Origin of the sequence: uncultured Phocaeicola sp. (genome assembly GCF_948499155.1) — a bacterium.
In the GTDB taxonomy this organism is placed as follows: Bacteria; Bacteroidota; Bacteroidia; order Bacteroidales; family Bacteroidaceae; genus Phocaeicola; species Phocaeicola faecalis.
Genome location: NZ_CAOOSE010000013.1, coordinates 51,658 through 76,502 on the forward strand (window position 1 = coordinate 51,658; position 24,845 = coordinate 76,502).

Here is a 24,845-nt window from a genome sequence, read left to right on the forward strand (position 1 = left end):
ATTTCTATTTAAAAATTAACATTCAAGCCAAAAGATATCACTTTAGATAATGGATAAGTCTTTCCTGATCCCCAATCTCCGGCAGCTAGTGTTTCAGGATCAAACATACTGGCCAAGCTAGTTCCAGTCCACAAATTATCACCAGACACATATACACGGCATCTATTAATGTGCAATTTATTAATCCATTGTTTAGGTAATGTATAACCAATCTGCAAATTCTTCAAACGGATATAAGACGCATCTTGCAGATAACGAGTTTGCACCTGATGATTCTTGTTGCTAGTAAAGTCCGGCCTCGGATAATACCCGTTCAGATTAGCTCCCATAGGATGGTCCTCAGGACGGAAATAATCAAAATGTTCTTCCATCGCCATTGATTGCCAGATATTATTTACAGCTCCCCAAAAGACAGCACCATTAGTTCCTACAATCGGAGCATAATCTCTTTTACCTACTCCCTGAAAGAAGATAGAAACATCAAATCCTTTATAAGAAGCATCCAAAACCAATCCAAAATTATAACGAGGAGTTGAATTACCAATAATCTTCTGATCTCCCGGGTCAGCTAATGTACCTTTACCGCCATCTACTTTGCCATCACCATTTATATCTGCGTACATAATATCGCCAGCTCCCCATTTGTTTCCTAATTGATTTTGGCCACCATTAGGTAAAGATGCCAAATGCTCTTTCATTTCTTCATCTGTTTTTGCAATACCTAATGAAGTATACCCCCAAATTTCTCCACTCATTTTTCCTGCATACCAGTCACTGAAAGCATTTGTAGTATTGGGATATTTCACCACTTTTTGCTGGGCATCAGCCAAATTAAACTTCACTCCATAATCTACTTCTCCTATTCTATCGCGCCATGAAAGTTCTATTTCAAAACCATAAGACTTCATATCAGCATTATTTACTATAGCAGGAGCAATACCCAAAACTAAGGGTAATTGTGGAGCAGGACCTACCATATCGACAGTCTTGCGTACAAAATAGTCAAAAGAACCTGTCAATCTATTATTGAAAGCACCAAAGTCAAAACCTATATTAAAAGAACGCACACGTTCCCATGTCAATAATGTACTAACCAATGAAGGAATATCTGCCGTATTTGTTTTTCCTCCATTCACCAGCCAATTACCGGAATTGCTTTTCACGGGTAAGATTTCATAGAATGGGTACAAATTCGATGTATTTTGATTTCCCAATTCACCCCAAGAGCCTCTCAGTTTAAATTGATTGACAACTGATTCCAGCGGTTTCCAAAAATTTTCTCTGGCCACATTCCAACCTAAAGAAAATGAGGGGAAAAAGTTCCAACGCTGATCTTTCATAAAACGGGAAGTTCCATCATAACGTCCATTTACTTCCAGCAAATATTTCTCCTTATAATTATAATTCAAGCGCCCAAAGAAACCGGCAGTAGCCCAATGGTTATAACCGCCCCCCGCTACGTCCTGCTCAGTAGAAGTATCAATTGTAGGTAAATCTGGTACAATAATGCCATCACGCTGAGCACTTAAAGTCCTCACATTTTGATGCTCGGCATTAAATCCACCCATTACTTTGAAATAATGGTCACCCAACTGGCGAGAGTAATCCGAGAAAAGATTGACTGTATAAAATTCATTCTTTGTTCCTTTTTCAATTACTCTGGACTGACCTGGCTGCGTCGCATTAGTGATAGCTATAGCATAAGGTTCTCCATTGGCGTCATGGGCATAAACAGCTTGTCTGTCAGTATGAGTAAAATTAGTTGTAATACGCATATTGCCCTGTAAGTGAATATTCCATCCTGACAATGGAGTGACATCCAACTGCAATTGTTGGAAGTTCTGATCCAAATCTTCCTTCATTCGTCCTCCTTCTTTTAATGGTATAATCTCACTGTTATCCGCCCAATATCCTTGTGGGTCAGTAACAAACGCATTAGGCCATTTACGCATTATTTGGTGGAAAAATAATTGATTCAAATAAGAAGGAGCTTCATAATTAGTACGAAACCATTTGGTATTATAAGAGAGACTTATGTTTTTGTTTATTTTCGCATTGATTTTCCCATTTACAGAATAACGATAATAGCTTTCGTCAGCATAATTCAACAAGCCTTCCTGATCCATAAAATTGCCGGACAGATAATAAGAAAAACGTTCCGTACCACCACTCAAGCTCAAGCTGTGTTCCTGAGACATGGCATGGTCTTTGAAAAATACATCATACCAATCGGTATTAGCATTTGCCCAGTTGTGTGTATATGTATTTGAAGTTGTAACCGGAATAATTTTTCCTACTTCTCCACGCTGATAAGCCAAAACATTAGCTATTTGCTCATCACTAAAATAAGCTGCCTGTCCACCATTAGTACGTGCATCATTATAATAATGCATGAAGCGATAGGAATCCATCATATCATAATCAGTAAGAGGACTATTAAAACGAATATTAGTATTATAGCTTACTACCGGTTTACCAGTCTTTCCTTGCTTAGTTGTAATCAAAATAACCCCAAACGGAGCGCGAGAACCATAAATAGAAGAAGCCGATGCATCTTTCAATACAGAAATGCTTTCAATATCCAACGGATTAAGCAAGTTCATATTACCCTCTACACCATCTATCAAAATCAATGGAGAGCCTGTAGAACCTTTGCCAATTGTTCCTGCACCACGAATAGATACGGAAGGGGCATTATTCAACTGACCACCTTTGGCATCAACACCAAAAGTCATACCGGGAACCAACCCTTGCAATGCCTGCGATACATTTTGTACAGGACGCGACTCTAGCGCTTTTTCACCGACCTGACTAACAGCTCCAGTCAAGTTCACCTTCTTTTGTGTACCATAACCCACTACCACCACTTCATCTAATACTTCCGTATCTTCTTTTAAGGTTATCTTAACTGGAGTTCCAGCAATCGCCCTAACTACCATTTTGCTATAACCGATATAAGAAACTTCCAAAGAAACCTCTTTCTTAGATACATTCAATCCAAAATTTCCATCCATATCAGTGACAGTACCATTGGCAGTTCCTTTTTCTTGTACAGTAGCCCCGATGACACCTTCGCCCGTTTCATCTACCACTTTACCCGTTACTTTAAAAATACCCTGTTGCACAACCGATACACTTTCAGCTTTGGTGGTCAAAACAATCTTTTTATCCAAAACGGAATACTTCACATTCGTACCTTCAAATACCTTCTCCAGCACTTTAAAAATATCACTGTTACGTGAAGTGACCGATACACGACGATTCAGATCAATATGCTTATTACTAAAAAAGAATCCGAATTCAGACTGGTTTTCAATTTCCTTCAAGACTTCCCTAACCGTCTTGTTCTGTACCTCTACATTGACAATAGCCGTCTGTGCATACGAATCGGACGCATAGACCAATCCTAAGGAGCAGATAAAGAAAAGAACAAATAGCTTCATAGTTCGTGGAATTTTTTTCGAGGCAAGCCATAAGAAATTTGGTATCCTCGAAAATTGGATACTACAATTATTTTTCATACTTTTGTAATGACTTAAAGTTTTAAAATTAGTTAGTTTCAGCTTGTCGCCAAACAAGCTTTAATTAAAGACCGATTTTCCATACGGGAAGATACGCCAATATTTTCCCGTATGCTTTTTGTTTCTAAGGTGATAATTCTTTCATATTACATTCAATTTAAGGTTATTAATAGATTTCAATATGCGTCTTTTGTTGTGATGCGTCTTTTCCGTCAATATATCTCCACCGGATATTGGATGCCAACTGAAAGTATTCCAAAATACGTTCCAGCCGTTGATTGGTGAAGGTTCCTGTATACGACTCATCCAAATGTGCATTGGTCTGCGTAAAGACTACATTATAACGTTTGCTCAAAATATGCAAAGCATCGTTCAATGATGTATTATTAAAAATAATCTTTCCGTCTTTCCATGATGTTTCAGTTTCACCCGAAGTTTCATATAAATGTGTTGTACCATTTGTCGAATCATACACTACTTTTTGTCCCGGTTTCAACGCTACTCGTTTTTTCTGAGCACCGGTTTGGAAACTGAAATTTACTTTTCCTTCAATCAAGGTAGTCGACACATCCGACATATCGTCATAGGCCTCCACATTAAAACTTGTTCCTAACACTTCTATTTGAGATTGATGGGTAGTAGACACGATGAAAGGTTTCTCCACATCCTTTATCACTTTAAAAAATGCCTCACCTGTCAGTTCCACTTTTCTCTGATTCCGTCCTTCAAAAGTGGAAGGATACCGCAATGTCGATTCAGAATTCAAGTAAACCACTGTGCTGTCGGGCAGAACTACCGAAGTCATCATACCCGGATTTGTCCGCGCCTCCAACATCCGCACCAGTTCAGGCTTATTGCCGTAATACAGAACCAACGAAGCAGCAAGCAGCGGGAGAAACAGCACTGCGGCAACACGCTGTGTCCACTCCCACCAAGCTACTTTCCTTTTACCAATCCTTTTACCTTTTACTTTAACTAACGCCTTTTCTGTATTTACCTTATTCATTACATGAACTGTGTCCGCCGCCAAATAAAGCATCTCCATTTGCTTTACTATCCGGTGGTGTTCTGTTGATTCCTGAATCCAACTTTCTACCTGCCGACGTTCTTCCTCCGTTGCAATACCTTCGCAATAACGGGGAAGTAACAATTCTATATTATTTTCTTTAAAATCCATACGCATGTTTTTTAGGTCCTTCTAATTATATGGCAGTCAGGAAAGACACATTCCTAAACTTAAATACATTTTTTTTCAAAAAAATCTATTTTCACAGAGAAACTTTCTCGGGAGTCCCACGAGTTACATATCGCACAACAACCTCGGGTGTCTCTCCTACTCCCGGCTCGCAAGAGAAAGATACCGCAGAAGAAACTGCGGGAAGATGGAGTTTTCCTTCCACATTCACTCTTTCTATGAGATTATAATTTTTGTCTGTTATCATAGTTTTTCCGTCAAAGTCATACAACAAGTATTGTCCACCCTCCAACTTGCAAGGAAACCTAACGACTCCTTCCGAAGTGGTAAACGATAGGTTGGAAACGGAACCTTCTCCTTCTACTCTCAACTGGAGTTTACAGGGAGCGGAATAGGTATTTTCCCAAACCCAGTCCGCTCCTCCCGGCTGACCGGGTTGAAGTTCTGCCAAGTTGCAATGATAGCGTTTAGAAACGAACAAAGGATAGAGTTGATAATTTTTCTCGTCCACTGCCTGCAAATGCCATTCGGTCTGAGGGTCTTTCAAACGCTCTCTTTGTTCTTCGGTAAAGGCTCCGGCTTCACGCAAAATGTCCCAATGCTTAATAGCCTTCAGCAACTGGTCTATCTGTCCGTGCTTATTCAACGTAGAAGTATTAATGGTCATCGCATAACCGGCATCGAAACCGGCCGCTTCGGACAAGGCCCACTCCACGTCCTCCAATGTGGAGCATTCGAATTTCCGATCGGCCAATCGAATCAGAAACCATCCAAGCATACGCGGGAAAAGATTCCTGCGGAAAAAATCCTGGTTCTTTATTCTGTTAGCCACTTGCCCCGTACGCATCGCTTCGCCCCATGGCTCGCCCCAGTTCATCCGAGTGTGGATATGCCACAAATTATGATTCAAACGACTGGCGTCATTCAGCACATTATGATCAAACTGCGCATAGCAACGGGTTACAAAACGAGATGTGGCATATTCATCGTGTCCGGTATAGGCACAGCCCTCCAATCCGTCAAAAGAGATTTGGCTCAAACTGGTCTTGTTCATCAAATCAGCAATCCGATCGGCCAATGTATCCTGCAAGACCAAATCCGGAAAAAACACTTTATAAGCATAATCAGATAATTTATATAAAGGAGTTTCTACAGAATGTCTGGACACTTTCGTCTTGAAGGCTCCTCGTGTGCAATCCTTCAGCAAAAAACAATCCGCTTCTTTTTCCACCTTATTATATATAATGAGTTCGTCATCTATCTGCAACGTGTTTAGAGACAAGGGCGTCTCAAACAAATCGCTTTTCAGAATACGTATGTCCGTTTGAGCGTCGGTGATATCTTCTTTCAGGGTCAATGTACCCTGCTTCAGCAAATGCTTGGAAGAAACCGGCGTCACATACGAATCGTTTGTCGTTATAAAATTACTGAGCGTATGCACACCCATCCCGACCAGTGGCAAAATTATCAAACCTACACAGAAAACCAATTGAACGAACTAATGTCTGAATATGGCAGTTTTGATATTTTATGATTAGACAGAGGCTGGGTTATGGGTGAGAATATCCATTTGAACAAAATTCTGTCAGAAGCACGTAAAAAACATCCGGGACTTATCTCGGTAGACCGTAGCATACGTGGCAAAAATGAAAATTACCAGACACCGGAACGCGGCATTCCCGAAACACAACTTGACTATCTTGGGAAAATTGTATCACCTTAAGCAATGATTGGGGATGAACACCTATTTAATAGTTTGTCATCAGCTCTACTGCTCCCCCCAAAGAATTTTTCATTCTAAAAGCAAAGAATTTGATTATTTAAGAGCTTTACTCTCGCTGTCAACGAATCTCGTTTTATTAAGATTTCCTCTAAAAAGCAGTACACAGAACAGATTCCCGAAAAACAATATATTTTTTTAGTTTTAAAAGACTATATTTGCACGCAAATCAACCTTTGAATAATAAAAATGGAGTATCACTATGAAGACCAATCGCTGTTATCGGCCATTAAAAATGGCGACGAGAAAGCATTCGATGTGCTTTTCAAAAAATACTACCCCATGTTATGCGCTTATGGAAATAAATTTGTAGAGTTAGAAGATGCCGAAGAGTGCGTGCAGGACGCAATGATTTGGCTTTGGGAAAATAAAGAAGTACTCGTTATCCAATCCTCTTTAAGCAGCTATTTATTCTCTATTGTTCATCATCGTGCCATAAACCGTATCAATCAAAATGAAATAAAAAGTAGGGCTGAGAATTATTTTTATGAAGAGATGCAATCCTTGATAGAAGATGCCAATTTTTATCACATAGAGGAATTAACCATACGTATACAAGAAGCGGTGGCCGCACTTCCGGAATCCTATAAAGAGGCTTTTATGATGCACCGTTTTAAAAATATGAGTTACAAAGAAATTGCCGGAATACTGGAAGTGTCTCCTAAAACTATAGACTACCGCATCCAACAAGCTCTGAAGCAATTACGTATTGATTTAAAAGATTATCTGCCTTTACTCCTGCCTCTGCTGATGAAATAATTGTTCCACTTTTAGTATACAGTATAAAAAAAAGCGCTCTATAAAATATGAAAACGCTGAAAAAATTATCGGACGGAATGTCTCCGCCCGATAATATAAACAATTATTCTACCGGCGGAATCTCTAAAATACTACCATAGCGATGATATTCAAATGAAATACTCTGTTCCTTAATATAATGAATAAGTTCCACACGGCCATTCTTCACCGGTTTAGCTGTTGCGATATATTTATCTATACGAGCAGCCTCTTCATACATCTCCATCGGAATATCCACCCCACACGTACGAATGCGTTCATACTCCGACATACTCTTCAAGAACTCTTGCAAAGATTCTTTCTTCAGGGAACAACCGACAGAATTCAATGCTGCCGTACGATCATCATCAGGCTCAAAGCTAATGGTCAGAGGAGTGTGGCAAATCTTAGCGGCCAGTGCTATCATCTGTGCGTCTTCATTCGTATCGCCCGGGAAAAGACGAAGCACCATATTACGCAGTGGCAAGTAACGAAAGACGTTTTGCTCACCATACAGATTATTAATATCACGCGCATGGGCAAATTCCTGTTCGTATGCTTTCAGATAGCTCTGTTTATAATCTGTAGCACTTCCGGGCTTATCGGTAATCTTCACAAAGCAAGCACAGTAATTGGGCCCGCCGGCTTTCACGCCACCGCCAAATGCAGAAAGTTTCATACCGCCAAAAGGTTGACGGTTGACTATAGCACCTGTTATACCACGATTGATATATAAATTACCCGCCATGATGGAGTTCTTCCACAACCGTTGTTCTTCTTCATCCAAACTCTGCAAACCGGAGGTCAGTCCATAGTCCAAGCCATTAACCAGTTCAATACCTTGCTGTAAATTCTCTATGCAAACCACACTAAGCATGGGGCCGAACAACTCCGTTCGGAAAGAATAACTTCCCGGCCGTACCCCCCACTTCACCGTCGGAGCCAAGACATACTTATTCTTATCAAGGAAATGAGGCGGGACAAGCCAAGATTCTCCTTGTTCCAACTCTAATGCTTTCAACAGTTTGTCATTCCTATTGGTAATCATCGGGCCAACAACATTACCGGGGTTCCATACACTACCCACCTTCATGCTGGTTGCGGCATCTTTCAGTTTTTCCCTAAAATTCTTATCCTCATATACCGAACGTTCCACCAACAACAACGAACAAGCGGAACACTTTTGTCCGGCATTGCCGAAAGCAGAAGCTACAATATTCATAATAGCATGGTCACGGTCTCCGGAAGCTGTCAAGATGATGGCATTCTTACCACCTGTCTCGGCAGACAACGGAGTGGACGGATTACTGCGGGCTATATTTTGCGCCGTATCCGTACCGCCTGTCAAGATGATATGTTTGACGGCAGGAGCAGAAGTGAGCACTTTCAATGCATCACGATCAGTAATAATCACTTGTAAAGCTTCCTTAGGAACTCCTGCATCCCAAAATGCCTTGGCAAACAACCACGCTACAGGAGCTGCGACAGTTGCCGGTTTCAGAATAACAGTATTTCCTCCGGCAAGAGCCGCTACAATACCGCCAATAGGAATGGCACAAGGAAAATTCCACGGAGAGATAACCAATACAGTACCTTTCGGCGTAATATCCACATCGGGCAAATCAGCGAACAGCTTCATACTAGTGGTATAGAAACGAGCATAGTCGATTCCTTCCGAAACTTCCACATCCCCCTCCACTACCGTCTTTCCGGTGACGGCGCACATACAGCCTATCAGGTCGCCACGCATTTCGCCCAGCCGGTTGGCCGCTTCATACATTATCTTATGACGTTCTTCGAGGGTGGTCTTTCTCCATCCTGCCGGATCTTTCTCCGCAATTTCGATAATGCGTTTCACCTGCCCGGTATCTGCCTGAGACATTTCGCACACGCATACCTCATTATCCTGGCAACGATCCATATATCGATGGCGCTTATCACAGACCACCGTTTCTTTACCTATCTGCAAAGGAATAATTTCGGGAGTGTCCGCTGAAGACTTTTTCCATGTGGCAAAGATATTGCGTACCCATTCCTGATTTCGGGCAAGGTCAAAATCAGTATCCGGTTCATTTTTCATTTCATTGGCAGGTGGAACAGGAGTATATCGATGTAAACGATTCTGCGTACGTGTAGGAATATGGGTAATACGATCTTTCATCTTATACGCATCTTCAAACTGGTTCTGCAAGAAACGCCAGGTATCGGTACCGGGCTTCAAGTTAAACGAGTGAGTAAGGAAATTGTCGGGAGCCGTATTTTCGTCCATACGCCGCACCAAATAGGAAACAGCATTGAGGAAATGCTCGTCTTTTACCACCGGGGCATAAAGAATCACATGATTGCCAAGCTGGGACTGTGCCCGCCACACATGGTCTGCCATCCCCTCCAGCATCTCGAAAGTCATATATTCGGCACTACCCAATTTCTGACTCAGCAAATAAGCATAGGCTATTGTAAACAGGTTATGAGAAGCGACTCCCACATGCAATGCTTTAGCATTCTCAGGCAATAGAGCACGTTCCAAAATATGAAGATAATTGGCATCAACTTCAGTTTTGGAAGTCCGCACCGGATTGGGCCATCCCCGCAAAGAGGAAATGACCGTCTCCATCTCTAGATTGCACCCCTTTACCAGACGCATTTTTATCGGAGCTCCCCCTTTAACCACGCGTTCTTTAGCAAAATCTAACAATTCTGTTTGAAACTCATAAGCATCAGGCAGATAGGCTTGAACTACAATACCGGCCGAATAATTTTTAAATTCCGGTTTATTCAGTACCTCCTTAAATAAACGCAAAGTGAAATGAGCATCTTTATATTCCTCCATATCCAAATTAACAAACTTGGCACGTTTCACTCCGTTTTCATCTACATAAGGATAGTCCATCGCCTTTTGGTAAAGGGCAGACATGCGTTTCACCAGCTCCGGAAAGCTTTCGGCATAGTTCAGTGCATGCGTCTGCGCATAGATACCCGAAATTTTAACGGAAATATAATTGATATCAGGAGCTTCCAATGCTTCCAGATAATGATGATAACGATGGTCTGCTTCTCCGTTACCCAATACGACCTCCCCCAACAGATTTACGTTCTGTCCGATTTTCTGTTTGAAACGAGTGGCTAGATGTTCCGTCAATTGGGGACGAGCCTCATCAAGAATCACTTTAGAGGTATCGGAACGGAGACGTTTCTTGATAATGGGAATAGCTATAAAGTCAAAATAATGTCCAAATGCCTGATACATTTTAAAAAGGAAAGCATCGCGCTTATTAAGAAACTCAGGTACACCGTAACGGTCTATCAGCTTCTTAATGCGTTCAGCCAGTTTCTTGCGGTCACGAATTTGGGAAGACTCATCCAGCATCTTTACCAAAAACTTCTTGTCTTGCGGACGTTGCACCATAATGGCATATTTATGCTGCTCTTTACGTTCCTCATCTGTGATGGTTTGTTCACATGTGTTATACAACTTCAGTACCCATTCCTGTACTTCGGCGATAGTCGGTCTGTTGTCCATAATATACTCATGTTAATGTGTGTAAGAAATAGGGATTAAAAAATCACCGGAATAGCTGAGACACAAGAATGGTTGGACTAAACATAACAGCACGGTACCGGTGCAAGGTCTGAAGAGCTTGCTGAGAAAACCGGTCAAAAAGAAGTACCCTGTCCATAATTAGCTTGCTTAGAATGTATAACTGCTCAAATGCAAATATACACTAATTCTTTTATTATCAAAGAAAAAAGGGAGAAATTATCTTCTCCCTTTCTTCTTAACTTTTATGCATCCAAATAGAAGCGACCTTTCTTCGCACTGCAATCACATTGAACACCGACACACCGGCAAACAGTAAAACTCCCACCAGCATTGCCGGCCACATACTCCCTTCGTCCAACTGCGGAAACAGTTTTCCAATCAATTTCATGTAGCTGCTACGCACATACAGTACGACACCTACTGAAAGTATCAGTACAATGGCATTCAGGCCTAAAGTGAGGAGTTGATAAGGAAATGCCACTTTAGCCGGACTATACCCTATCAACAATAAATTCTCCAGTTTGGTCGTATTCTTCTGCAACAACAGATAGATACTCAACATTAGAATATAGAACGACAATACACTGATAAGCAATCCGACAGAAAGCACAATGCCTACAATGACTTTTAAAAACCAAGTGGTTTTTCCGGCATCCAGCTTATCGTCTTCCGTATCATATCCTTTATCCTTAAAATATTTGGCTATACGGTCGTCAGTCGGATTATTGACTTCTACAATAAGACGTGAAGGCTCGCTCTTGGCTCCAGGTGCAAAGTTCTCATTAGCCCATCTCATAAATGTTTCGGGAACAAGAATCGTATTCAGACGATTGGAGAAACCGACAATATTTCCTTTAAAGACCTCCCTGTGACCGCCACCACTGATGCGGATATCAAGATTTACCATTCCCATCACACCTTCCGAAAGTTGCGGCAAGCTACGGCTCTGTGCAAACCCGAAATTATACAGATTCAAATAGTTACGTGGAATGATAATGGGTATCACCGGTTTGTTTTCATTAAACACCCACTTATCAAGATTCACGTCTACAAACTCATCAGGTACAGATTCAAAAAACATATCAGTAGACATTTGCAAGCCTACTTTTTCCATACCCATTCCCGCCGATACCTTAAACTGGGAAGGGGTAAAGGCTCCTACCTCTTTGGTAAACGACTGTGCCTTAATATCCTCCACTTCTTTATCTGAAAAAGTATTGCTTTTCCCTACAAATGTCCCCAGCGTGCTTATCTTCTTGCTGACAATGATATAATCTTTTTTGATAAAGCTATCCCCTTCCGTAAATACCGGCAAAATATCTTTATAAAACTGAACACTCAGCAACACAATCACCATACCACACAGATTGGCAAAGAAGAAACCCGCCAATTGAGGCAAACTGATATGCTGACGCAATAATTTCCAAACCAATCTCATAGTTTCAATGTTTTTGTGTAGTTTAACTCCAAATGTTTTCCAATGGAAGTTACAATGATGCCGGCACCTTGTTTATCCGTTTCTTCCACTAATATCTTCGACATGAGACGTCCATTTTCTTCATCCAAATGACTGATGGGTTCATCGAGAAAGATGAAATCGAACGGTTGGCAGAGAGCACGGACAAGTGCTACACGCTGTTGTTGTCCAAAAGACATTTTGCCCACCGGAGTATCCCATTTATCGGCTATGCCGAACATTTCAAACCATACCTTAATTTCTTTCTTTGATTTATATCCTGTTAGGGAATTTTTGAGTTGAATATTCTCCCAAGCTGTGAGTTCGGTAAAAAGGCGTAACTCCTGAAACAACATACTAATCGAGTGTTTGCGTATTTCTACCCAGTCGGTTACAGAGAAGTTACGAATATTCTTACCGTCAAAACTGATAATCCCCTGATAGTCGTTGCGATATCCATATATGTAGCTGCAAAGTGACGACTTACCTGTTCCCGATGCGGCTTCTATCAAATAAGCTTCACCGCGCTTCAGTTGCAATGCCTGATGCCACACATCAGAAACAATAAAATCCCTTCCTGCAAAAACAGCAGGAAGGGTTTGTTGTAATTCTATGCTATTCATAAATTTTCTAATGCACGCACTATGAGTTGCAGTACGTTTGTATCCTTGTCTTTCATTACAATATTCATCTGTCCGTTCTTCCAGTCGGGTGCCATTACATCGATGTATTCACACGGTCCGAACACATTTTTCATTATCACAACCGCTTCCTGTCCCAACATTCGTGAAAGATAAGGGGCAGCATTGAGTTCATTCAACAGTTCCACTGTATTGAAAGCCATAAAACTGCGGTTTTTAGTCACCTCAGATGCCCAAGTAGTATTCTGCAGCGAAACGCCATAACGTCTGCCGGCCTCATCAGCCATTTGCTCATTATTGGACAAATAGAACATCTTGTCTTTTACTCCGAACCAAATGCTTTGGTTATACATACGGAATTCATATTGGTCTGTGCCAGTTGAGTTCAACTTCATCTGCCCACCCGACAATGCCAACAAAGGACGAAGCTCCTCAAAAGCTTTCAAAAACTCTTTATTTGTAACATCAGCGTACACCAGCAAATCATTAGTTACCAACGAACTAAAGCCGATAGCTATATCACCGTGAATGGCAGAAAAGATAGTTTTCAAATCAATCGGCAACATCGGATTATCCAATGATTGTTTGATGGTAGGATTTTCACAAAGCAAGTTATAAACTGCCTCACCATTAAAATTGCCACTAGCCCATAGTAATGTATTTGCCGGAAAATATTCCATATATGTTCCTTTCAACGGTGTGGAGGTTTGTGTTTGCCTTTCATACAGCGCTATCAGTTCTTTATTCTCAATCAACGATTCAAAATCCACCACAATCTTTCCCTTTTCAAAAGTAGTGGTAAGCAAACATTTAATATCTTCCAGCTTTAAATCGGCCGGCATACCCATACGCATCTGCATGGTCGCCTCACGTGGCAACACAGACATATTGGCAACCACATTAATTTCACCTTTGGTATCTCTCAATTTTGCAAAATCAGAGGTAGAAGCATAACTGTTCGCAGCATCCTGACGCATCCATGCCAACACTGTACCTTTCATACCCTCGGGGTCACTGTCAAGAGTCCCCACCAACAGAAATGTACCGTTATTATAAGCACACAAGCCATTACCCACAGTAGTCCAAGTACATCCGCTTTCGCTTTTCAAGTCCGAACATAATTGCTGTTCTTTTAATGATTGCATCAGAGATTTCACCTTGCCCTCGCTCAATACCTTTGCCACAACAGCGAAAGTATTGGAATTAGGGGTAATAAACAGATACACTTTATCTGTCAGTGAAAGTCCGGTCTCGGCAGGGTTCTTCACTATCTTCTCGGCTGTTGCATACGCTTCACCTTCCAGCCCGCTTTTCAAGACCTCCGTCAATTTTGTCACTACAGACTCTCCTTCTTTGCCATTGATACCACTTTTTTGTGCCATTGACTTAAAGTCCAACGACACCACCATTGCCGCATCTTTGGGAATAGCATTAGTATATTCACTGCTCTCGGAACATGAGGCTAGGAGTGCCATTACTACTAGCAAGGCAAATCCCCAAATCGTTTTTCTCATACGCTTATTTTTGATTTAATAAATTCATGGTATGACAAGCTACCAGTGCCGCGGTCTCAGTACGAAGGCGCGATTTCCCCAAACTAATTGGTTGAAACCCATTCGCTATAGCTTTCTTTACCTCTTCCTCGCTGAAATCTCCCTCGGGCCCAATCAAGACAAGAGCATCTTCACCCGGACAAATCACATCTTTCAACAAAGGTTTCTCCCCCTCATAACAATGAGCTATAAACTTCTGTCCTTCAATGTCACGAGTAATAAATTTATTGAAATCCGTCATCTCATTCAAGACCGGTTTAGTCGCTTTCAACGATTGTTTGATAGCAGAAACCAATATCTTTTCTATACGTTCTGTTTTAATGACTTTCCGTTCAGAATAACGGCAGTTGAGAAAGGTCAGTTCGTCGAATCCTATTTCTGTTGCTTTTTCAACAAACCATTCGGTTCGATCCATATTCTTAGTAGGCGCCATAGCCACATGCAGATAACCATTCCAGCCTTTTTCCTGTGGAATGGTTTCCGTTACTTTCACTTGACAGCGTTTTCCACCGGTTGCGCTGATTACAGCTTTATAAAAACACCCTGCTCCATCAGTCAATGTCACTTCGTCTCCTATTGACAGACGCAGAACCCGTAAGCAATGCCCGGCTTCCTCTTCGGGAAGCTCGGGGTTTATGGCTATGTCGGGCGTATAAAATACATGCATAATTCTCTACTCTTTATCTTGTTCCTTTTGTTCTTCACGCCGTCTTATTTCATCTCGCAATCGGGAAGCCTGTTCATAATCTTCTTCTGCAACAGCTTTTGCCAACGCTTCTCTCAATACAGAAACACCCACCATATTGACAGTAACGGCGAAGGAGCTGTCACTCTCTTCCCGCAGATACTCTTCATCCATAATTTGAGCAGTGGTATATATAGGGCAGTTATACCGTAATGCCAGTGCCACTGCGTCCGAAGTGCGCGAGTCAACCTTTATCTCTTCCCCTGCTTTATCAAAGAAAAGATAAGAATAGTAAATTCCATCCTCCACTTTATAAATTAAAATCTTTTTCAAGATTACTCCCAACTGTTCCGTCAGAGACAAGAATAAATCATGTGTCCACGGACGCGGCAATTTATAATCCAACATCTTAATTCTAATAGCCTTCGCCTCTAGAGAGCCGATAATAATGGGCAATTTTCTATTGCCGTTCACTTCTTCCAGCACTAATGCATACGCATCTACAGGCTGCAAAGTAGAAGACATGTCATGTAACTTCAATTCTATTTCATCCATAATCCAATCTTATTTTATGCCCGAAACAGGCAATACCTACTTATTTATTATTTAATTATATTTCTTCAGGGTTATGCTTATACCTAAATATCAAGGCAAACAGCACAGCCACCACCAAAGCGTATCCCGCAAATACAAACCATGCACTGCTCCATCCCGCTACCTGTGGTGCCTCACTGCCAAAATCTACAAAATGATTCACTACGGCCTGAGCGCTCAGTGTTCCTACAGTTGCACCAACCCCATTGGTCATAATGACAAACAATCCTTGTGCACTGGAACGGATGGCCAAATCAGTCTCTCTATTAACAAAGAGCGAACCTGAAATGTTGAAGAAGTCGAATGCCACGCCATATACAATCATAGACAAAACGAACATCCATACTCCCGATCCCGGATTACCCAGTCCGAACAGTCCGAAACGCAGTACCCATGCCAACATAGCAATCAACATGACACGCTTAATGCCGAAATGCTTCAACACAAAAGGAATAAGCAGGATACACAATGTTTCCGACACTTGTGACAGAGATATCAATGCATTGGCATGCTGCACACCAAAGGTATTCGCATATTCGGGAATCTTATCGAAACTACTGAGGAAGGGATTGGCAAATCCATTGGTTATCTGCAAAGAGACACCCAGCAACATAGAGAAGACGAAGAAAATGGCCATCTTTTTACGTTTGAACAGTAAAAAAGCACGTAGCCCCATCGCATCTACCAACGACTTCTTTTCATTTCCTTTGCTCACAGGACAGTCCGGCAAGGTAAATGAATAAACCGCCAGCAGTAATCCGAAACAAGCGCACGAAAAGAACTGCATATAATTGGCTTGAAAGCCCAGCACATCTGTAAGCAACATAGAACAGATAAAACCGATTGTTCCAAAAATACGGATAGGCGGGAATGCAATCACCGGATCCAATTTCACTTTATCCAATGCTGTATATGCCACTGAATTAGAGAGTGCCAGCGTAGGCATATAGAATGCCACACTAAAAGAGTATAAAGAAAAAAGAAACGAGAACTCCGTGTTATCTCCCGATGTCATTCCATAATAACCGGCGGCAACCATAAAGACCGCTCCCATAAAATGGCAGAATCCCAAAAGTTTTTGGGCAGGCACCCATCGGTCGGCTATGATTCCCATAACAGCCGGCATAAATAGCGAGACAATGCCTTGCATGGCATAAAACAGACCGATTTTCTCACCCAACCCAATGTTATACAGATAAGTACCCATCGAAGTCAGATATGCGCCCCATACAGCAAACTGCAAGAAGTTCATGACAATCAGTCTGAATTTCATTCCGGTAATTTCGTTTTTCATATTTTTTATGTGTGTTCTTTTATAATACGTGCAAAGATATAAAACAATTCTATTTTTTGCGGGAAATGGATAAAAAAAGAAAAATCCCATTGGCTATTTCACAATAACCAATGGGTATAAACACGATTAAAAAGTTAATTCTAATCTCAAAGAGAGAGTGTGTTATATGAAAAATAGCTTATGCTTAATCATTATCTTTCACCAACTTACCATCAACATACACTCTACCGTTATTGACTTGTATGTTTTTCGCTTTTTTGATACCTGTCACCCGCTTTCCGTTCAGATATACATCTCCGTTCTTATCAATAGTGGTAGTGGTCTGGCAAAACTGATGATTGGTGTTTTCAATAATCCAATCCGCATCGGCTATTTCCCTGCCATTCTTTAAGGGACTGATAATAATGGTAAATGACACATTACCACTCTCATTCGTACTCAATGTATAAGTACGTTTTTCATCATCAGAACGAAAGATAAAAGTAAAATTAGCCTTTTGTCCTGCATTTCGTCCTCTAGGCATATCCTTTATAGCTGTTTCGGCATATTCTTCATCCTTTTCGAAAGCATCGATAAGGCGCTTGCCCAATTTAGTATCTTTGACGGAATAAGTCTTTACTACCTTTATCACCTTACGTGTTTTAGGATCACGCTTGGTCACTGAGTTGATGGCCACATCATCCCTTTTCTCAAGTTCATTTGCCATCTTATCGATTGTTTTTTGTGCTTTTATTCCACTCACACCACAGCACAGCAATACACAGGCCATGAACCATCTCAACAATGTTTTCTTTCTCATAATATCTAATATTTTAATTATTTACCAAATCTTCCTTTTCCTTTATCTCCTGTTCCGAACGATGAATTTCATCTATCCGTTGCTGTGCCAATTGTTCCACCTTATCAGCATGTTCCAATGTTTCGATAATGCACGGCATAATCTTCTTCACATCGGTTATGCGTTTACCGTCTACCTCTATATAACTGCCTTCGTAGCAAGACCATTTATGATTCTTTGCAGCATTTTGTCCCGAAAAGACCAATAATCCCAGTCCCAGTGTAACTACTACCATTGCCGCAATTCCTGCACTCCATGCCGTTACAGGAATACGAAGGCTGAAAGTTTTTTTCTTTTCTTGTTTTGTATCTTCCACAGTCTGTGGCTTAGGTTCTCCTTGCATACCTCCCTCGTACCAGGCAAACATCGGTGCGTATTCTTTCAGATGAGCAGGCACTTTGCCTGTGCGGAAGAAGCGATAGATAGCTTGTTCTTCGGCATTGGTCGTTTCACCGTCCAGAAAACGATTGATGTATTCTTCTATGTTCTTATTCGTTAGTTCCATCATCTATTATGTATCATAAATTGTTCACGTACTTTCTTTCTTGCCCGCGACAGATTAGTTCGCACAGCTATGGCTGTACTACCTGTCATTCGGGCTATCTCTTCTACTTCGAAACCTTCAATGTGCTTCATCCTGAGGATGGCTTGCTGAAGGTTGGGCAAAGTAGATATGGAATCGAGAATCTCTTGCATATTCTCTTCTGCCACCAACTTCATTTCCGGGTTATCCCCACCGCCTATGCGGACACCTTCTTCCAATTCCACCTTTTCTATCCGGGCTCCCCGCATGCGGTTGATGCACAAATGCTTGGTTACAACAATGGCAAGTGCATCTACGCTGCGGTATTCGTCCAACTTTTCACGCAGGAACCATAGCTTCAATAACACATCTTGCACTACATCTTCTGCGTCGTCGGAATCTTCCAGATAACGGATGGCCATTCTGAGTAAGGCCGGTCGCATTCGTTTTGCCTCTATTTCAAATTCATTTTGTTCCATGTTCACTAATAAGACACAGCCACACCAATAAACGTTACATCAAAAATAGTTTTTTTTAGGTTCAGCTTGAACATTTTGGGGGGATTTCATTCCGCGTCAGAGAGCACGCTTTTGCACGTACTAACGTGTTTTTTCACTCGAAAGAATGGTTCATAAAATTCCTTTTGCATCCCGAATAAATCTACAGAAAAGAATGAAAAACGCGAATATCCGGGACCGAATCCTGAATATTCGCATTTCTTTTTTTCTTTAATTAGTCTTCACGCTTACGAAATTCCCGCATTTCAGGATACATGACTGAATCCGTCCCCACGGAAAATAATTTCCCGAAGTTTAGAACAACAAAGTCGTGGCGGCAGTATCCATCCATTCCGTCATCAGACGATAATAAGCCGGATATTCTGTCGGAGTAATCAATTGTTTTTTCAGTTTCAAAGATCGAAGTATCTCTATCTTATCTCCGATTTTCTTTACCGCCACTTCTACCGTACCGATATTATTATCAATCTTTTTATCAGCCGGAAGTGCCACGGGAGTCATTCCGCCTGTCGTTTCTACAATACAGGTATACGTCTCGTCGGGCAAATAAGAAAGAAGAAGATTCACAGGACGCTGTGAGTTGAGCGTAGTCATCCGTCCTTCATAAGCGGCCCATCCTTTAGATATCTGCGGCAATGTATACATTCGATAACCGCCCGCCAAAGCCTTACCTCCTTCGGGAGTTATTTTCAAAGTATCTGTCTTTGAAATGACATGCGACTTGACTGCCGGTTGCACAGGACGTGCATCCATGTTCACAATGGCATAGAAGTCTCTCAAATCTGCTATTGCCTGATTTTCTACAAACAAGTTATTCAGAGCAGACAAGCCCACAGCGGCCTCATCGGTTGCTTTAAGAAACGCAGCTTTCACTTCTGCCGGAATACCTGCCGCCTGTTGCAAAGCAGCCAACAACACATTTTTTTCCTCTATTGTTCCATACGCCGAACGAATCACTTCCGATGCGGGACGCAAACGATATCCTGTTTGAAGCAATGACAGACGACAAGTTCCCAAACTACGGATATAAGTTTCCAACCGATTTACTCTTTCTTCGGTAGTTTTTGCGTCTGCTGTCAGCTTTTGAGCCAACTCAGCCACAGCTTTATCATCGACAACCGGGAATTGCTTTTTGAGCACTTTCAGGGCATCGGCTTTCGAACCGTAAGTAGAAGCTACAATAGCCTGCATATTTCCTGCCGGAACAGAAACATCCAACATACGAGGACGAGGTTGGACATTTTTAAGTGTCCAGATTACGGTTTTCATACCATCAGCAACTTTCACTACAGGAGTCGCTTTACCGTTCAAGAGTTCATAATGCAAAGGTTTATTGTCGGGTACAGACAGTGAAAGTACATACTCTTTTATCGGAGACAACTCCTCTACCGGCTCATAAATATCCAATTCGGACAGGTAGCCCGGACGAGTGATAACAGAGTAATCCAAATAGATAGTAGCCCCCAACTCAAGTCCGGTATGCACCACAACCATTTCTTTCAAGCCATTGTAAGCCGGAGCATCGGCAGCAGCCGAGGGAAGCACCTCAACAAAAGCATTATCGGGAGTCTTTACTAGGCTTCCATCTTTCTGGCGAGTATACGATTCGTGTATCTTCAATTCTTGATAAGCAGGATTGTAAATGATGAAACTCTCACCATACAGACCATTCATTGCTGCATGAGTAAACAAGGTAAGTTCTTTTTGTACACGCCATTCCTGACTACCGTCCGCATGAAGCGTGTAAGACTTGGCCAGTTTGCCGAATTCTGCCTCGGAAACTGCCTTTGCCGGAAGTGCCACCATCAACAGTAGCACAGCCAACGTACATATATAATAGTATGTCTTCTTCATTCTACTTTACTTTTTAATCACTAAATAATCTCCATAAGCCTTGTGCATATTCACAGCTTCACGATAACAGTCCCAGTCCGAAGCCTCATAAACCCGTTTCTTCAAAGCAAGTTTGTTATGCAGAAATATTTTATTTCCTTTTTGTACCAACGAGCCTTCAAAATCTGCACTTTCACCTGCCATATCATCATTTCTATCAGGGTTTTCCATCTTATATCCGGTCGGAAGCTGAATGGTCTCATCCAATTCCACCAGCCGCGAACAAGCATCTTTAAAACCATATTTACGTTCCTTCATCCCGGTATCAATACGCAAGTACGAACGTACCTGATTATAAAGATTATTCATTACCATCGGACGGAAGCACAACATTTCTCCACCTTTCAGAGCATAATCGGGAATTTCATAACGGAAAGTTATTTTTATAGGAGCTGATTGATAATCTTTGGGATTCCGTCCATAATCCACACTGAGCAACCGAGCTTTCGGAGAGACGGCAAGCAGCTGACGTTCCATCGTGTTTTTCCATTCACTCTGAAAACCGGTCGTAAATATACGACGGATATTACTATCGCTCTGTCCTTCGGCCGTAACAGTAAAAGTACCTCGCAAAGTACCGTCCGCATCCAGACGATTATCCGCTTTAATACGGAAATAATGGTTTTCGGGCGCAGAAACCGGTGTCAGGCAGAGGTCCGAACCTTCGGGAACACCCGGCAAGTAATTCTGTTGTTGCTCGGCGCTACTCCATAGTTCACGACAGAAAGGCACCCAAGTCGGATCAAGAGGCATATAAGTTCCGTTACTCAATTTCACTACTGCCACACAGTGGTTAAAGTGGTCGGCAGGGATACTTTCTACACGGCTTCCAGCCATTGTCATCGCAGGATACGCCTCAAAGCCAGCCATACGAAGGAATGAAATTAAGGTTCCGGCAATATCCTTACATACTCCACAGCGGTCAGTGTAGTTCATCTTTGTATTATGCAAGGTATACCCTTCTCCTTTGCCCATCGAAATGCCGGCATAGCGGATATTATCTGCCACCCAATGGGTAAGCACGGCAATCTTTTCCATTTCAGTCTTCTTGCCTTTAATGAGTTCGTCTACCTTCTTCTGAACTTCAGGCAATGGAGCAAAACTGCCATAGTCTTCATTCACCTTATTGAACCATAATGATTTATCTTGCCATTTGGGAGTGGAAGACATCATCAGCTTTGGGGCTGCATCAAAGAGGTCTACCATATTCGGTTCTCTACCGAAAGGCATGATATCGTTCATAGCAAAAGTATATGCCTTGCGATTGCCTTCATAACGCATGGAAGAGGTACATTCACCCTGATAGAACTGAAACTGCATTTCCTTCTCCATCGGAACAACTACCTTGTAGACTTTTCTCACCGTAGGATTAGCACTCCAAAAAGGTACAATATCGTAGAACTGTCCGCGCATAGGAGGAATAAATCTGGAATCATCTTCTTGTGTAGCAGCCAGTAACGCATAAGTAAAACCTTTTTTTGCTATTTCATAATCAATTATATCACCGGGTTGCAATGCACCGACCTCAAGCATTATCTGGCGTGCTCCCCAGTAGATGGCACGTGCGGGTGCAGCATAATCACAAGTTTTTGCAACATCAAGGTTCTCCACATTTCCGTCTGCACGGTAGACCGTCACACGCTTAAACTCAGCATGAGCCGTCAACGGATCATAATCATACTTAATGACCCGATTGGATACAGCTCCTTTCGGAGTTTGTACTTTTATTACTTTACATACGGCGAAAGAGCCTTGTCCGCTAGGTTGAACAGACACCAATGTACTGTCCAACAAAGTCACACAATCGGACTTTTCATAAGCCTTTCCTTGAGCAGCCTCTTCATAAGTTCTCCAGCCTTGAGCTGATGCGGTAACCGAAGCTAGAAGGAAACAAGCCAACGTTACAGATAGTTGTTTTTTCATGTTTTTCACTTACAATTTATTTTATAACGGCAAATGTAAGTAAAAACTTCGAGTCAAACAGGATATTTCTTATAAAAAGGACAACACAAAAACTCTATTTATCGAAATCTGACAACCATGATTACCGGATTATCATCCTCATCCAATCCTTGCGCAACAGTCTTCAACGAACCTTCCAACTGTCCTTCTTCCAATGCTTCTTTCAGAGCAAACGACTCCAGCTTCTGATAGACACAATCTTTCTCACCATTGCTCCGCATCATGTAACTCCATTCTTCGGATGGAAAATCTTTGTTTCTAAAAGTAGGGCGGAATATCTCTCCTGTCTGCCGATCATATACTAATGAATAGCTCTTATCATCCTTTATCACCATACCCTTCATATTCAAAGACGAAATCTGGCATTTCAAGAAATAATAACGTGAAGTGACTCCCTCCAGACGCAGATAATATTTTCCGCCTTCCGAATCTCTGACAGAAGGCGTACGCAACAGTATAGGAAACAATTCATTTGTCTTTTTATTTATCTGATAGACAGTATCAGAAGCCATATCATTCAGGTAAGTTTCTCCACCTTGCCCCAACATGACTTCACAATATAGATATGCTTTCCAATTCTCATTACCGTCTATCCTAATAGACAGGCTGGCCTCCCAGTCTTTTACGTATTGTAATGAATCAATCGTTTTGCCCGATTTATCCAACAGCATGACAGGATGATATGCAGTTATTTCGCCCTCCTTTCCGACATTGGCCTTTTCCTTAAACAATACAAGCTTATCAGCCGAATAATTAAGCATATCCCTTTGCCGGATATTAACTTTAGTATCCAATGTACGTTTGTACGTACCGTCCAAAGTATAAACATATACTTTGGACGGTGCCCCCAGCACATAAATCTCACCGCGTTGCCAGTCCACATCAACATTCTGAATATCATTATATTCTTCAGGACCATCCCCCTTTCTGCAAATAAAGTTTTTTGCTTTACCACTACGGTCAAACAAAAACAGTTTGCCTTCTTGTTGGCTCATGCCAAGCATTCCTTTATCAGACACAGCAGCTATTGTACCTTGAAACAACATATTTTCATTCGTTTCTAATGGAATATACTCAATATCAGCTACATCCTGAAGAAAAATCTCTTTCACAGGATATTCCTTATTAACATCAATCCGAGGAAGTAATGCCTCTCTATATTGTCCATCACCGCTACATCCTACAATAACAAGAGCAAAACTAAATACGACATATAACCTATTAAATTTCATTTCTAATGAATTTATAAATAAATATATTATTATTTGTATACGACAAAAATCATTGAAGAATATTTCATTTTCCTGATATAATCTCTTTCACACACAACAAGTATGGCACTTTCTGTTCATGAAGATTCTGTGTGAAAGCTATCCTCTCTTTGTGACAGGAAATGTGCAACACTGTAGAATTGTAGTTGCGATTGAATGATGCTTCACAGCATCATTCAATCTGACTTGTTTTCGTCCTTTTCCGAACATTACGTTCGGCTCGTCATATCATTAACATATCGATATATCAAATAGCTCAAGACCATCATCTCAAAACCAAAACAGGTATTCGCAAAGTTTTAAGACATCCATAACATCAGACGAGGGCATTCCATTTATTATTTATAGAAACAACTTCTCCTCCGTCTTGACAAGAATAAAGCCTTAGCACATTTTCTTTTATCGTCCTAAAGAACACTGTTCATACTGAACGACATGACAAAGATAAATATTAAAATCAGTTTTACAAAAATAAAGCGATAATATTTCATTTCTTGAAAATATAACGAGTCAGTAGAAATTCAATGGGGATAGTTCCATTTAATCGTGAAGGATATTCATATAAGAAAAGAGGGATAAAAAAAGAAGGGTATCTATCCCAGACACCCAATCTTCATTAACCTTAAATCTAATACCATGAAAAACACAGTGCAAAGATACAGATTTTATGTTATCAAACATAACAAGCGAGTACTTTTTTGCTTTTGTTTAACTATTTTTATATTTTACAGATACTTCCAAGAATAAGTAGCAGCTATTATAATACATTCATAACTATATTCGGGTGCAAAGCCTACACCCGA

General features: G+C 41.2%; 17 protein-coding genes and 1 pseudogene. 2 read left to right on the top strand and 16 right to left on the bottom strand.

From position 1 onward, the window contains the following. Nucleotides 1-8 precede the first annotated feature (8 nt). From QYT14_RS10860 to QYT14_RS10870, 3 genes are all read right to left on the bottom strand, one after another. On the bottom strand, nucleotides 9-3,218 hold the full coding sequence (locus QYT14_RS10860) for a TonB-dependent receptor (protein ID WP_288324892.1): 3,210 nt from the start codon (nucleotides 3,216-3,218) through the stop codon (nucleotides 9-11). A 469-nt stretch (nucleotides 3,219-3,687) separates the two neighbouring features. Next, complete coding sequence (locus QYT14_RS10865; protein WP_288324843.1) at nucleotides 3,688-4,698, bottom strand: FecR domain-containing protein; 1,011 nt, start codon at nucleotides 4,696-4,698, stop codon at nucleotides 3,688-3,690. 91 nt (nucleotides 4,699-4,789) lie between these two features. Beyond that, entirely contained in the window at nucleotides 4,790-6,187 is a 1,398-nt protein-coding gene (locus tag QYT14_RS10870) for a hypothetical protein (protein ID WP_288324895.1), read from the bottom strand. On the opposite strand from QYT14_RS10870, the pseudogene QYT14_RS10875 reads away from it, so the two are divergent. Both QYT14_RS10875 and QYT14_RS10880 read left to right on the top strand, forming a co-directional pair. Next, a pseudogene (locus QYT14_RS10875) lies at nucleotides 6,161-6,453 on the top strand (alpha-L-fucosidase); the annotation flags it as partial. The gene QYT14_RS10870 and the pseudogene QYT14_RS10875 overlap by 27 nt on opposite strands. Nucleotides 6,454-6,685: 232 nt before the next feature. Then, nucleotides 6,686-7,255, top strand: coding sequence for an RNA polymerase sigma-70 factor (locus QYT14_RS10880; RefSeq protein ID WP_237038578.1), 570 nt, complete (start codon nucleotides 6,686-6,688; stop codon nucleotides 7,253-7,255). Between the two features lie 103 nt (nucleotides 7,256-7,358). On the opposite strand, the gene QYT14_RS10885 is transcribed toward QYT14_RS10880, so the two are convergent. The 13 genes from QYT14_RS10885 to QYT14_RS10945 form a co-directional block, all read right to left on the bottom strand. Then, a complete protein-coding gene (locus QYT14_RS10885; protein WP_288324842.1) occupies nucleotides 7,359-10,793 on the bottom strand; it encodes a bifunctional proline dehydrogenase/L-glutamate gamma-semialdehyde dehydrogenase in 3,435 nt (1,144 codons plus the stop codon). Nucleotides 10,794-11,049: 256 nt separating this feature from the next. Further along, nucleotides 11,050-12,252 (bottom strand): ABC transporter permease, encoded by a 1,203-nt coding sequence (locus tag QYT14_RS10890; RefSeq protein WP_288324841.1) that lies wholly within the window; start codon nucleotides 12,250-12,252, stop codon nucleotides 11,050-11,052. Continuing rightward, on the bottom strand, nucleotides 12,249-12,893 hold the full coding sequence (locus tag QYT14_RS10895) for an ATP-binding cassette domain-containing protein (RefSeq protein WP_237038581.1): 645 nt from the start codon (nucleotides 12,891-12,893) through the stop codon (nucleotides 12,249-12,251). The genes QYT14_RS10890 and QYT14_RS10895 overlap by 4 nt, the downstream gene beginning before the upstream one ends. Then, a complete protein-coding gene (locus QYT14_RS10900; protein WP_288324840.1) occupies nucleotides 12,890-14,425 on the bottom strand; it encodes a DUF4836 family protein in 1,536 nt (511 codons plus the stop codon). Before QYT14_RS10900 ends, QYT14_RS10895 begins: the two co-directional genes overlap by 4 nt. A 4-nt stretch (nucleotides 14,426-14,429) precedes the next feature. Then, nucleotides 14,430-15,131: a 16S rRNA (uracil(1498)-N(3))-methyltransferase gene (locus QYT14_RS10905; RefSeq protein ID WP_237038583.1), complete on the bottom strand. Its 702-nt coding sequence runs from the start codon at nucleotides 15,129-15,131 to the stop codon at nucleotides 14,430-14,432. A 6-nt stretch (nucleotides 15,132-15,137) separates the two neighbouring features. Beyond that, nucleotides 15,138-15,704 carry a bifunctional nuclease domain-containing protein gene (locus QYT14_RS10910; protein WP_288324839.1) on the bottom strand — a complete coding sequence of 189 codons (567 nt, stop codon included), beginning with the start codon at nucleotides 15,702-15,704 and terminating at the stop codon, nucleotides 15,138-15,140. A gap of 55 nt (nucleotides 15,705-15,759) precedes the next feature. After that, nucleotides 15,760-17,037: an MFS transporter gene (locus QYT14_RS10915; protein ID WP_288324838.1), complete on the bottom strand. Its 1,278-nt coding sequence runs from the start codon at nucleotides 17,035-17,037 to the stop codon at nucleotides 15,760-15,762. A 184-nt stretch (nucleotides 17,038-17,221) separates the two neighbouring features. Continuing rightward, entirely contained in the window at nucleotides 17,222-17,836 is a 615-nt protein-coding gene (locus tag QYT14_RS10920; RefSeq protein WP_237038586.1) for a DUF5024 domain-containing protein, read from the bottom strand. Between the two features lie 13 nt (nucleotides 17,837-17,849). Further along, nucleotides 17,850-18,380, bottom strand: a complete 531-nt coding sequence (locus QYT14_RS10925) for a hypothetical protein (RefSeq protein ID WP_289307808.1) — start codon at nucleotides 18,378-18,380, stop codon at nucleotides 17,850-17,852. Further along, nucleotides 18,380-18,877 carry a sigma-70 family RNA polymerase sigma factor gene (locus tag QYT14_RS10930; RefSeq protein ID WP_237038588.1) on the bottom strand — a complete coding sequence of 166 codons (498 nt, stop codon included), beginning with the start codon at nucleotides 18,875-18,877 and terminating at the stop codon, nucleotides 18,380-18,382. The genes QYT14_RS10925 and QYT14_RS10930 overlap by 1 nt, the downstream gene beginning before the upstream one ends. Nucleotides 18,878-19,210: 333 nt before the next feature. After that, entirely contained in the window at nucleotides 19,211-20,770 is a 1,560-nt protein-coding gene (locus tag QYT14_RS10935) for a DUF3857 domain-containing protein (RefSeq protein ID WP_288324837.1), read from the bottom strand. A 6-nt stretch (nucleotides 20,771-20,776) separates the two neighbouring features. Then, nucleotides 20,777-22,732 carry a DUF3857 and transglutaminase domain-containing protein gene (locus QYT14_RS10940; RefSeq protein WP_288324835.1) on the bottom strand — a complete coding sequence of 652 codons (1,956 nt, stop codon included), beginning with the start codon at nucleotides 22,730-22,732 and terminating at the stop codon, nucleotides 20,777-20,779. A gap of 98 nt (nucleotides 22,733-22,830) precedes the next feature. Continuing rightward, on the bottom strand, nucleotides 22,831-24,003 hold the full coding sequence (locus QYT14_RS10945; protein WP_288324834.1) for a 6-bladed beta-propeller: 1,173 nt from the start codon (nucleotides 24,001-24,003) through the stop codon (nucleotides 22,831-22,833). Nucleotides 24,004-24,845 lie beyond the last annotated feature (842 nt).

Bases quoted from the DNA above. Each gene is read 5' to 3' on its own strand.
- QYT14_RS10890 (WP_288324841.1), bottom strand. From the start codon at position 12,252: ATGAGATTGGTTTGGAAATTATTGCGTCAGCATATCAGTTTGCCTCAA.
- QYT14_RS10880 (WP_237038578.1), top strand. From the start codon at position 6,686: ATGGAGTATCACTATGAAGACCAATCGCTGTTATCGGCCATTAAAAAT.
- QYT14_RS10865 (WP_288324843.1), bottom strand. From the start codon at position 4,698: ATGGATTTTAAAGAAAATAATATAGAATTGTTACTTCCCCGTTATTGC.
- QYT14_RS10910 (WP_288324839.1), bottom strand. From the start codon at position 15,704: ATGGATGAAATAGAATTGAAGTTACATGACATGTCTTCTACTTTGCAG.
- QYT14_RS10945 (WP_288324834.1), bottom strand. From the start codon at position 24,003: ATGAAATTTAATAGGTTATATGTCGTATTTAGTTTTGCTCTTGTTATT.
- QYT14_RS10925 (WP_289307808.1), bottom strand. From the start codon at position 18,380: ATGGAACTAACGAATAAGAACATAGAAGAATACATCAATCGTTTTCTG.
- QYT14_RS10935 (WP_288324837.1), bottom strand. From the start codon at position 20,770: ATGAAGAAGACATACTATTATATATGTACGTTGGCTGTGCTACTGTTG.
- QYT14_RS10895 (WP_237038581.1), bottom strand. From the start codon at position 12,893: ATGAATAGCATAGAATTACAACAAACCCTTCCTGCTGTTTTTGCAGGA.
- QYT14_RS10940 (WP_288324835.1), bottom strand. From the start codon at position 22,732: ATGAAAAAACAACTATCTGTAACGTTGGCTTGTTTCCTTCTAGCTTCG.
- QYT14_RS10930 (WP_237038588.1), bottom strand. From the start codon at position 18,877: ATGGAACAAAATGAATTTGAAATAGAGGCAAAACGAATGCGACCGGCC.
- QYT14_RS10905 (WP_237038583.1), bottom strand. From the start codon at position 15,131: ATGCATGTATTTTATACGCCCGACATAGCCATAAACCCCGAGCTTCCC.
- QYT14_RS10900 (WP_288324840.1), bottom strand. From the start codon at position 14,425: ATGAGAAAAACGATTTGGGGATTTGCCTTGCTAGTAGTAATGGCACTC.
- QYT14_RS10920 (WP_237038586.1), bottom strand. From the start codon at position 17,836: ATGAGAAAGAAAACATTGTTGAGATGGTTCATGGCCTGTGTATTGCTG.
- QYT14_RS10915 (WP_288324838.1), bottom strand. From the start codon at position 17,037: ATGAAAAACGAAATTACCGGAATGAAATTCAGACTGATTGTCATGAAC.
- QYT14_RS10885 (WP_288324842.1), bottom strand. From the start codon at position 10,793: ATGGACAACAGACCGACTATCGCCGAAGTACAGGAATGGGTACTGAAG.